This window comes from Ruminococcus sp. Marseille-P328 (assembly GCF_964249465.1).
GTDB lineage: Bacteria > Bacillota > Clostridia > Lachnospirales > Lachnospiraceae > Blautia_A > Blautia_A faecis.
In genome coordinates this window covers 145,897-156,508 of the sequence record NZ_CAXUBQ010000007.1, presented here as the reverse complement: position 1 = coordinate 156,508, position 10,612 = coordinate 145,897, and the positions used below count along the sequence as shown (strand labels likewise).

The 10,612-nt window shown below is 40.9% G+C and carries 9 protein-coding genes; 5 read left to right on the top strand and 4 right to left on the bottom strand.

All coding sequences use genetic code 11. The features are described from left to right. Window positions 1–171 precede the first annotated feature (171 nt). The 5 genes from ACESTK_RS07260 to pduB all read left to right on the top strand — a co-directional run bounded on the left by ACESTK_RS07260 (window position 172) and on the right by pduB (window position 6,170). Window positions 172–876, top strand: a complete 705-nt coding sequence (locus ACESTK_RS07260; RefSeq protein WP_118577976.1) for a LytTR family DNA-binding domain-containing protein — start codon at window positions 172–174, stop codon at window positions 874–876. A 47-nt stretch (window positions 877–923) separates the two neighbouring features. Beyond that, the gene (locus ACESTK_RS07255) at window positions 924–1,553 is read left to right on the top strand and encodes a sensor histidine kinase (protein ID WP_243110275.1); all 630 of its coding nucleotides are present in this window, start codon (window positions 924–926) and stop codon (window positions 1,551–1,553) included. Window positions 1,554–1,703: 150 nt separating this feature from the next. Beyond that, window positions 1,704–3,533 carry an ABC transporter ATP-binding protein gene (locus ACESTK_RS07250; protein ID WP_373119310.1) on the top strand — a complete coding sequence of 610 codons (1,830 nt, stop codon included), beginning with the start codon at window positions 1,704–1,706 and terminating at the stop codon, window positions 3,531–3,533. Then, complete coding sequence (locus tag ACESTK_RS07245; protein ID WP_270432498.1) at window positions 3,520–5,391, top strand: ABC transporter ATP-binding protein; 1,872 nt, start codon at window positions 3,520–3,522, stop codon at window positions 5,389–5,391. Before ACESTK_RS07250 ends, ACESTK_RS07245 begins: the two co-directional genes overlap by 14 nt. A gap of 65 nt (window positions 5,392–5,456) precedes the next feature. Next, entirely contained in the window at window positions 5,457–6,170 is a 714-nt protein-coding gene (gene pduB / locus ACESTK_RS07240; RefSeq protein WP_173769799.1) for a microcompartment protein PduB, read from the top strand. Window positions 6,171–6,259: 89 nt separating this feature from the next. Here pduB and ACESTK_RS07235 read toward each other — a convergent pair whose 3' ends face one another. The 4 genes from ACESTK_RS07235 to ACESTK_RS07220 all read right to left on the bottom strand — a co-directional run bounded on the left by ACESTK_RS07235 (window position 6,260) and on the right by ACESTK_RS07220 (window position 10,511). Beyond that, window positions 6,260–7,516, bottom strand: coding sequence for a hypothetical protein (locus ACESTK_RS07235; protein ID WP_270432502.1), 1,257 nt, complete (start codon window positions 7,514–7,516; stop codon window positions 6,260–6,262). A 272-nt stretch (window positions 7,517–7,788) separates the two neighbouring features. After that, window positions 7,789–8,064: a septation regulator SpoVG gene (gene spoVG, locus ACESTK_RS07230; RefSeq protein ID WP_173715856.1), complete on the bottom strand. Its 276-nt coding sequence runs from the start codon at window positions 8,062–8,064 to the stop codon at window positions 7,789–7,791. Window positions 8,065–8,118: 54 nt separating this feature from the next. Next, window positions 8,119–9,237 carry a glucose-1-phosphate adenylyltransferase subunit GlgD gene (gene glgD, locus ACESTK_RS07225; protein ID WP_226836641.1) on the bottom strand — a complete coding sequence of 373 codons (1,119 nt, stop codon included), beginning with the start codon at window positions 9,235–9,237 and terminating at the stop codon, window positions 8,119–8,121. Further along, entirely contained in the window at window positions 9,234–10,511 is a 1,278-nt protein-coding gene (locus ACESTK_RS07220) for a glucose-1-phosphate adenylyltransferase (RefSeq protein WP_173769802.1), read from the bottom strand. Before ACESTK_RS07220 ends, glgD begins: the two co-directional genes overlap by 4 nt. Window positions 10,512–10,612: the final 101 nt, after the last annotated feature.

Sequence of the window (10,612 nt, the reverse complement as noted above, 5' to 3'; positions counted from 1 at the left end):
AATATAACAAGCCCCAGCAAAAAGCCGGGGCTAATACTTCAATTATTTTAGGACATTTTCAAAAACGCTTGACACCTATTATTTATTTTTGGTTTACAATTCTCTTCGTGAAGAATCTGGACATGTTTCCCGCATACGTGCTATACTTCTGTAAAATGGAGGATTAAAAAATTGTGTCAAACATATAAAATTGCAATTTGTGATGACCTTGCCACAGACAGAAATTATCTTTCTTCTCTGTGCGAAATATGGGGCAGTCATAACAGTTATCATATACAGATTTCAGAATTTACATCAGCCGAAAATTTTTTGTTTCATTATGCCGAGAAAAAAGATTTTGACATCCTTCTCCTTGATATAGAAATGGGCGCTATGGATGGTGTTACCATGGCAAGGAAGCTGCGGCAGGATAATCATACCGTACAAATTATATTCATCACCGGATACGCAGACTATATTTCTGACGGATATGAAGTAGATGCCCTTCACTATCTGATGAAGCCTCTACAAGAAGAGAAGTTCTTTACAGTTCTTGACCGTGCAGTCACGAAGCTTATCAAAAATGAGAAGGTTCTTAACATAATCAGTCAGGGTGAGATGATTCGTCTGCCAATCTGTCAGATCAATTATGCAGAGGTAAACAGCAATTATATTACGATTCACAGTCAACAGACTATCACCCTGAAAATGACCTTAAGCGAATTGGAAAAAAAGCTGGATTCTCATTTTTTCAGAGCGGGACGTTCTGCTTTGATAAATCTGAAAAAAATCAGCCGGGTCACAAAAAAAGAGATTTATTTACAGGATGGAAGTATAATCCCCCTTCCACACGGCGCTTATGAGAAGGTTAACCGGGCAATCATTAATATGGACTGATTTGGGAGATTGAAATGCATTTATTTTCGAAAAAAGCAGATAAAAAAATGGCTGCATATCAGAAGGAACTGGTTGAAACTCACTATCAGGAGGTTGATAATATGTACCGCCAGATGCGAGGCTGGCGCCATGATTATCGTAATCATATTCAAACAATGAAGGCTTATGCAGCCACAGAAGACTGGGACGCAATCAGACATTATCTCGATCTTCTTGACAAGGATCTTACCACAGTAGATACTGTGATAAAAACCGGAAATGCCATGACAGATGCTATTTTAAATTCTAAAATATCACTGGCACGGTCCAAAGATATTCAGGTAATTGCAGATGCTGACATTCCGGTTAAGCTGAATTCCTCTGAAATTGATCTTTGCTGTATCATCGGAAATTTATTTGACAATGCCATAGAAGCCAGCCTGCAGCTTCCCAAAGAAAAACGACTGATCCGCATTTATATGGACATGAAAAACACGCAGTTATACATTTCTTTCACTAATTTTACAGCGGGAAAGAAGTTGAAAAAACAGGGAAATCTTTTTAAAAGTACAAAAGGTGATGGTCATGGTCTGGGGCTGATCCGTATTGATGATATAGTAAAGCGTTCTGATGGATATATCAGCCGAAACAGTGAAGATGGCGCCTTTACCACTGAAATTTTACTGCCCCAGTTATAATTCATCCCCCAAAACATGCAATTCGTCCCCGGTTTAATCCGGGGATATTTTTTCTGGTAAAATCATATTAAGAATCTTTTTGAAGATTGCGGGAGTGCAAAGCACGTAGCAATCTGGTATCAAAAGAAAAATAAGAAAGAAGGGAAAATCATGTTTCAAAAAAATCCTGTATCAAAATACAGTACTTTTCAAAATATATGGTTCATGATTAAACTTGCCTGCACTTCTCAGGAGAAGAAAGTTCTGGTGATCAGCTTTTTTATCGCACTGTTAACCATTATACAGAACCTTCTTAACCTTTATGTTTCTCCTGTCATATTAAGTGCAATAGAAAATCATGTTTCCATTCAGGAACTGCTTTTTACAATTGTAATTTTTGTGCTTATGATAATGCTGGTATCAGCTGCATTGGCTTATGCAAATCAAAACGTAATTTGCGGACGGATCAGTGTCCGTTGTGAGATTGTAAATCTTTTAAACAAAAAAGCATCCACAACATCTTATCCCAATATAGACGATATGAAATTCAAAAAATTACTGACCAAATCGGCCGAATATACGGACAATAACGATCAGGCCACTGAAGCAATCTGGAATACACTAACTGTACTTTTGATCAATATTGTCTGTTTTTTTATTTACGCCGGTCTTCTTACACAAATTCATCCAATTCTGATTTTGGTCATTCTGTCAACTGCCGGAATCAGTTATTTTATCTCTCAAAGATTAGATGAATATAAGTATCAACATCGGGAGGAAGAAGCTGAATATATACATCAAATGGCATATTTATTAAACCGTGCCGCTGACTTTGGTGCAGCAAAAGATATCCGCATTTTCGGTCTTCGTTTCTGGCTGGAAGAATTATACAGCAAAACAGCCAGGGAATTTACAGCATTTCATCGAAAAGCAGAAAATGTTTATATCCGGGCTGGAATTGCAGATTTGACTTTTACTTTTCTGCGCAATGGAGCGGTCTACGCATATTTAATTTATTTGGTATTATACCGCGGTCTTGATGTGCCTGCTTTTTTGCTTTATTTTACTGCAGTGGACAGTTTTTCAGGCTGGATTACAGGAATTCTGGAAGGACTTGGCACATTGCACCGACAGTCTCTTGATATTTCCACGGTCCGGGAATGTCTGGATTATCCGGAATTATTCCGTTTCAAAGATGGACTTACCTTAAATCAGAACGCTAAAAATAATTATGAAATTGTTTTGGAAAATGTTTCATTTCGCTATCCAGGAGCTGAAACAGATACTTTAAAAAATATAAATCTTACCTTACATCCAGGAGAAAATCTGGCAGTTGTAGGTCTTAATGGTGCTGGAAAAACTACGTTGATCAAAATAATCTGTGGGTTTCTTGATCCCACAAAGGGACAGGTAAAATTGAATGGAACAGATATCCGAAACTATAACAGAAAAGACTATTATAAGCTGTTCTCGGCAGTGTTTCAGGATTTTTCATTGTTAGCGGGAACCATTGCAGAAAATGTGGCGCAAACAGAAAATTTCGACCTGAAACAGGTGAAAAATTGTATCAAAAAAGCCGGCTTGCTTCCAAAAATAGAAGCTCTTCCAGATAAGTATCAAACCTTTCTGAATCGTGAGGTTTACAAAAATGCAATTATGTTTTCGGGTGGAGAAACACAGCGCCTTATGCTCGCCCGCGCATTATATAAAGATGCCCCTTTTATTATATTGGACGAACCAACTGCCGCACTCGATTCCATTGCTGAAGCAGACATTTATCAGAAATATAACGAAATGACAAAGGGAAAATCCTCAGTTTATATCTCCCATCGGCTCGCTTCTACCAGATTCTGCAGCAGAATCTTAATGCTGGAGCAGGGAGAAATACAGGAAGAAGGAACTCACGAAGAGCTGTTAAGGCAAAGTGGAAAATACGCTGCTCTCTATGAGGTTCAAAGCAAATATTACAGGGAAGGAGATGGGGAAAATGAAGACAAATGAGAAAAACATATCGTTAAAAGAAGCACTGCAGCTTAATCACAGAGCATATAAGCTTTTTTACCAATATTATCCAAAATTAATTCTTTCCCAAATCAGTCTGACCATCTGGAAAGCACTGACTCCCTATATAATCATATATTTATCTGCACTTGTTATTGAAGAACTTGCAGGCGACCGAAGCCCTGACCGCATTCGTTTTCTGGTAACGATTACTTTATTATCCGGAGCAGGAATCAGCTTGATATCTGCATTTCTTAAAAAATGGAAAAGGACTTGGAGCGCAGGTCTTGGAATGAAAATCAAGCGAATTTTGTGCGAAAAACTTTTTGATATGGATTACTGTGATTTAGATGATAGCAAAACTATGGAGTTATATTCTTCCATTATTCAAAATCTCAATGGACCTGGGTGGGGACTATACAATGTTCTGTTAAATTATGAAGCTCTGTGTTCAGAAGGATTTTCGATCATTTGTGGCTTATCCATGACCATTTCCCTTTTCACCAGCCAGATTCCAAAAACAGCAGAAAAACTTGTTATTCTTAACAATCCGGTATGTGTAACAGCCATAATTTCTGTTATGGTACTGATTACCTGGTTTTCGCCTGTACTCGCTGGAAAGGCAGGAAAATACTGGGGCAGAAGTGCAGATCTGCATACCTTTTCCAATCGTTTGTTTGCATATTACGGACGTCTGGGCTATGATAGCAAAAAGGCAGCGGATATGCGGATTTACCAACAGGAAAAAATATGCGAAAAGCATAATCTGAGCAAAGAAAATCCTTTCGGTTCCAAGGGATTATTTGCCAGATATGGAAAGGGACCTGTTGGATTTTACATGGCAGCTTCTTCCGCAGTATCTGTAATTTTCACAGGGATTGCCTATGTTTTTGTATGCTTAAAAGCCTGGGCAGGTGCCTTTGGAATCGGAGCAGTTACAAAATATATTTCCGCTGTTACGAAAGTTTATTCAAGCGTATCCGGCTGTATCTCCACCATTGAAGATATGCAAAACAATGCTATTTTTCTGAAACAGACATTTGAATTTCTGGACATTCCCAATAACATGTATCAGGGAAGCCTGACTACCGAAAAACGCAGCGACCGAAAGTATGAAATAGAATTTCGAAATGTTTCTTTCCGATATCCGGGATGTGAACAATATGCCCTTCGAAATATTAATTTGAAATTTAAAATCGGTCAGAAGCTGGCTGTCGTTGGTATGAATGGAAGTGGAAAGACTACGTTTATCAAACTCCTATGTCGCCTTTACGATCCTACAAAAGGAAAAATTCTTCTTAACGGAATCGATATCCGAAAATATAATTACAAAGAATATATGATGATTTTTTCCGTGGTATTTCAGGACTTCAAACTCTTTTCCCTGACTCTTGGAGAAAATGTAGCCGCCAAAATCAATTATGACGAAGAAGAAGTAAAAAGTGCTCTGAAGAAATCCGGATTTTACAATCCCCTTTCCACAATGCCAGAAGGTCTGAATACTTATCTCTACAAGGATTTCAATAAAAAGGGAATTATCATTTCCGGCGGAGAGGCTCAGAAAATAGCTATTGCAAGAGCTATTTATAAGAATGCCCCTTTTATTATATTGGACGAACCGACTGCAGCTCTTGATCCCATTGCGGAAGCTGAAATATATGAAAAATTTAATGAAATAACAGGCGATAAAACTGCCATTTATATCAGTCATCGTCTGTCTTCCTGCAAATTTTGCGATAAAATAGTTGTATTTCATGAAGGATCTGTGATTCAGACTGGAACTCACCAGGAGCTTGCTGCCGATAAAAGTGGAAAATATTTCCAACTATGGACGGCGCAGGCGCAATATTATAGATAAACAGCTTTTCAATTTCCCTTAATCATGTTAAACTAAGGAAAAGTAATGCTACGGAGGTTTTTTCCATGGACGTACACAGTATCAGTACCAAATGCGCCCGCACTGAATTTGTGGGAACTGCTGTTCTGGATACCATCGGACTTGTAATTTCAGGAGTTGATGATACTCTTTTAAAGGAAATGAATATAGGGACACGCTATCATACCCTTGGACTTTTCAGTTCCCGTACAGGTGCAGCAGGTCAGATCACTGCTGTCGATGATGCGGTGAAAGCCACTGGCACAGAGGTTCTTTCCATTGAATTTCCACGGGATACCAAAGGCTGGGGTGGACACGGCAACTATATTGTGATTGGCGGAAATGATGTTTCAGATGTGCGCCACGCTATTTCGCTGGCGCTGGAACTAACTAATAAGTATGCAGGAGAATTATATATCAGCGAATCCGGTCATTTGGAGTTTGCTTTTTCAGCCAATGCAGGCGGTGCTCTTGCCATGGCCTTTCACGCAGTTCCAGGGGAAGCTTTCGGATTCATGGCAGGTTCTCCGGCAGCGATTGGACTTGTAATGGCAGACACTGCAATGAAGGCTTCTGCAGTTCATATTACACGCTATATGACACCGAGTATCGGTACAAGCCATTCCAATGAAGTTATCCTTGCCCTCTCCGGAGATGCCAGTGCTGTGAAAGAGGCTGTACTCCAGGCAAGACAGATCGGCCTGGAACTGCTGATCGGAATGGGAAGCTATCCGGAAATTCCGGGAGAACCGTATTTATAACAATCCCCCCTATATATTATTGCAGACAAATGCCCTGACAGGCAGAAGATTTTAATGATCTTAATCCTGTCAGGGCGTATTCTTTTTCCTTAATTCAGTCTGTAAACCTCAGCACTCTGAAGTCCAAATGCAAGTGCCTCTGAATGGCTGTTAAAATAAATATCCACATGTCCGTAAGGTGTTCCAAGATCCTCCACTGTATACACATTTCCATTGATCAGGAGCTGAGTTCCGAATGGCACACCAGCCATGGCAACGGTTCTTCCCGCTGTAGGAACAGTTCCGCTGGCTGTCAGGTTTCCTGCTGTTCCGCAGCACTGTGCACAGTTACAGTATGCGGTGAGAGTAAAGGTTCCAAGGTAGGTTCCCTGTGAAGATGAACTACTGCCCTCGGAAGAACTGTCGGAGCTTTCACTGCTGTCCGATGACTCGGTATAAGAATCATCATAGGCACTGCTGTCATCTGCGTCCTGATTGGAATCACTTTCAGACTCGCTGTAGTCATCGTAGGATTCCTCTGTGCCATAGTTTCCCCCGTCACTTGGTGACTGGGCGGCAGCCTCAGCTTCCTGGGCCACCTGCGCCTCCTGGGCTGCTTTCTCTGCCTCTGCTGCCTGCAAAAGGCTGTAAATACTGCTGTCTGCATTACTGATCTGTGTATTTAAAGCACTGATTTCATCCTGGCTGGCACTGATCTGATAAATATAGGACTGAATGTTCTCATTTGTGCTTGCAGTAAGTGCCTGTACCTCCTGCTGTTTGGCAGATTTCTCTGCCAGAAGTTCATTAATATTCTGAGCTTCCTCTTCTGCCTGCTCTTCCTGGGTCTTGATATCTGCCTGAAGGGCTTTATATTTAGCAAGCATGTCTCTGTCATACTGGGAAATCTGGGCTATATTCTCTGCACGGTTCAGAAACTGAGCCAGATCTTCTGAGGACAAAAGCAGCTCCAGCATGGAAGCACTTCCATTCTCATACATGTATACAATACGCTTCTTCATATCCTGATACTGCTTGTCCGCTGTGGCCTTGGCTTCCTCAAGCTGGGTATTCAGAGTTTTCAGCTGCTCTTCTTTCTCCGCTGCCTGAATTCCAAGCTCAGATACACTGTTGGTAAGGTCTGTATACTGAGCATTCAGCTCTTCCAGATAGCTTTCAAGCTCCTGCTTCTTGCTCTCCAGAGATGCCATGTCGGACTGCTGCTGTGCCAGTTCTGCCTGCGCAGCTTCTTTCTGTGCCTGTACATCAGCGATCTGTTCCTCCGTAGAAGAAGCAAATACTGCCCCAGGCATAGAAACAGTCATGATTCCAGTTAACAGCATTGCAAAAATCTTTTTAAATCTCATCTATGTAAACACCTCGTTATTTTTTTCGTAGGTCAAGTATAACATATTCCGTAATTTTTTCAACACTTTTATTTAACTTTTGTAACATTTACGTAATATTTCACGATTTTCCAGAATCTAGAAAGATAATAAATACATGGTTATAGAACAAATTCAGGCACAGTATACCGTGAAATAGTTTGGGCAAATCACAGGAATGTTTTTGCAAAAAAACACCCCGCATTTCATGAAACTCTCCATAAAATGCGGGGTTGTAAAAACCTCTTTACTTCTTATACCGCAGCTTCTTCCTCTGCTACAGCTTCCTGGTATTTCTCGAGAATGATCGTCTGGATCTTATCACGAGTGGAAGAATTGATAGGATGTGCGATATCCCGATATTCTCCATCGGTTGCTTTGCGGCTTGGCATTGCGATGAAAAGACCTTTCTCTCCTTCGATCACCTTGATGTCATGTACTACAAATTCTTCATCAATGGTAATGGAGACTACGGCTTTCATCTTCCCCTCCTTTGCAACCTTTCTCACCCGTACGTCTGTAATGTTCATTTTTGCTGCCCCTTTCCTCTTAATCGCATTTACTGCGCTTTAAGTCTTATTATATTACAAGCTATATCTATCATTATTCTCCACAACGATCTCTACTTCTCCATCACCGCTGTAGTACGAATTTGCCCGGATGGTTCCCCGGCTTTCAACGATACAATTCTCGATATGTGTATTATCCCCCAGATATACATCATTCAAAATTACGGAATTTTTAATTACGCAATTATTTCCAACATAAACATCTTTAAACAGGACAGAGTTCTCAACCACTCCGTTTACAATACATCCACTGGAAATCAGAGAATTCCTAACATCTGCACCAGGATTGTATTTAGCCGGTGGAAGATCATCAATCTTGGTCTTAACTGCCGGCTCCTGTTTGAAGAAGTAGTTACGGATCTCCGGTTTCAGGAAATCCATGTTGGTCTTATAGTAAGATTCAACAGTGGAAATATTGCTCCAGTAGCTGTCGATCTTATATCCATAGATTCTCTTCAGATTCTTATAACGGATCAGAATATCTTTTACGAAGTCATTTCGACCTTCCTGTGCAGCCTTCTCAATCAGTTCGATCAGCTGTCTTCTTCGGATCACATAAATGCCTGTAGAAATAGTATTATATGGGGAAACCATTGGTTTCTCCTCAAATTCTTCAATCCTGCAATCCTCATTCATACGAAGGACACCGAAACGCTCAACCTCGGAAGGATCCGGACATGTAGTGCATACAACGGTAATGTCAGCGCGTTTCGCAATGTGATATTCCAGAACCTTGTTATAGTCCATCTTGTACACGCAGTCACCAGATGCGATGACAACATATGGCTCATGACTGTTCTTCAGGAAATTGAGATTCTGATAAATAGCATCTGCAGTTCCCTGATACCAGAAACCGTTTTCTTTGGTGATAGTAGGAGTAAATACGAAAAGACCGCCCTGCTTTCTTCCGAAATCCCACCATTTGGAGGAGCTTAAATGCTCATTCAGGGAACGTGCATTGTACTGTGTCAGTACAGCTACTTTCTGAATGCGGGAGTTCGCCATATTACTCAGGGCAAAATCTATGCTTCTGTAGCTTCCGGCAATAGGCATTGCTGCAATTGCCCTTTTGTCTGATAATTCTCTCATGCGGTTATTGTTACCGCCGGCTAAAATAATTCCGATTGCTCTCATGCTTTGTCACCGTCCTTTGTTGCAATTACCTGTCCGCTTTCCAGAATGCCATCCGGATAATCTGCCGGAGTGGTCACACCGGAAATCGCCGTGTTCTTTCCAATCTTAACATTATCCGGAATCACGGAGCCTTCTCCTATGGTCGCAATGCCAAATGCATATACCGCAGGTTTCTTTATATTAGGTGCTTCCTCGCCGCAGCCAAGAACCACGTCATTTCCTATGGTTACGTCCTCTGCCACAATTGCCTTTTCCATGTCTACATTCTCACCGATGATTGTATTCCGCATGATAATAGAATCCCGGATCACACTGCCTTTTCCGATCACAACATTCGGTCCGATTACAGAATTATGTACTTCGCCATAGATTTCAGAGCCTTCACCGATGAGACATCTGTCCAGAACGGCCTCCTCTGAAATATACTGTGGCTGGATGATATCGCCCTTGGTGTAAATCTTCCAGAATTCCTCATAAAGATTAAACTCAGGAATAATATCAATCAGTTCCATATTTGCTTCCCAGTAGGAACCAAGAGTTCCAACATCTTTCCAGTAGCCATTGTATTCATAGGCAAAAAGGCGCTGTCCTTTATCCTTGCAATATGGAAGAATATGTTTACCAAAGTCACAGCTCTGCTGATCCTTCAGTGCGTAAAGCGCTTCCTTCAGAACCGGCCAGCTGAAAATATAAATTCCCATAGACGCCAGATTGCTGCTTGGATGCTCTGGTTTCTCCTCAAATTCAGTTACTCGGAAAGTCTCATCCGTTACCATGATGCCGAAACGGCTGGCTTCCTCAATAGGTACAGGCATACAGGCAATGGTCACATCCGCCTTATTTGCCTTGTGGAAGTCAAGCATAACCTCATAATCCATCTTATATATATGATCTCCTGAAAGGATAAGCACATAATCGGGATTGTACTGCTCCATATACGCCATATTCTGGAAAATGGCATTGGCTGTTCCTGTGTACCACTCGCTGTTTGTGCTCTTCTCATAAGGTGGAAGTACGGTTACACCGCCTTCAGTTCTGTCCAGGTCCCACGGAACACCGATACCGATATGGGTATTCAGTCTCAGAGGCTGATACTGTGTCAGGACTCCAACTGTATCAATTCCTGAATTAATACAGTTACTTAACGGAAAATCAATGATACGGTACTTACCTCCAAAAGCTACTGCTGGTTTGGCCACTTTTTCTGTCAGTACCCCAAGTCTGCTGCCTTGGCCGCCGGCTAAGAGCATGGCAATCATTTCTTTTTTAATCATGCTATCACCTCTTGTTGTAGTTATGATTTATCATTATACCATACTTCCCATATTTAATAAACATATTTTACAATTTATTTGTTGATATTTTACTTTTTTTA

What these genes read in the sequence shown, in the direction of transcription:
- ACESTK_RS07255 (WP_243110275.1), top strand. Translation starts at nt 924, where the DNA reads ATGGCTGCATATCAGAAGGAACTGGTTGAAACTCACTATCAGGAGGTT.
- ACESTK_RS07250 (WP_373119310.1), top strand. Translation starts at nt 1,704, where the DNA reads ATGTTTCAAAAAAATCCTGTATCAAAATACAGTACTTTTCAAAATATA.
- ACESTK_RS07245 (WP_270432498.1), top strand. Translation starts at nt 3,520, where the DNA reads ATGAAGACAAATGAGAAAAACATATCGTTAAAAGAAGCACTGCAGCTT.
- pduB (WP_173769799.1), top strand. Translation starts at nt 5,457, where the DNA reads ATGGACGTACACAGTATCAGTACCAAATGCGCCCGCACTGAATTTGTG.
- ACESTK_RS07235 (WP_270432502.1), bottom strand. Translation starts at nt 7,516, where the DNA reads ATGAGATTTAAAAAGATTTTTGCAATGCTGTTAACTGGAATCATGACT.
- spoVG (WP_173715856.1), bottom strand. Translation starts at nt 8,064, where the DNA reads ATGAACATTACAGACGTACGGGTGAGAAAGGTTGCAAAGGAGGGGAAG.
- glgD (WP_226836641.1), bottom strand. Translation starts at nt 9,237, where the DNA reads ATGAGAGCAATCGGAATTATTTTAGCCGGCGGTAACAATAACCGCATG.
- ACESTK_RS07220 (WP_173769802.1), bottom strand. Translation starts at nt 10,511, where the DNA reads ATGATTAAAAAAGAAATGATTGCCATGCTCTTAGCCGGCGGCCAAGGC.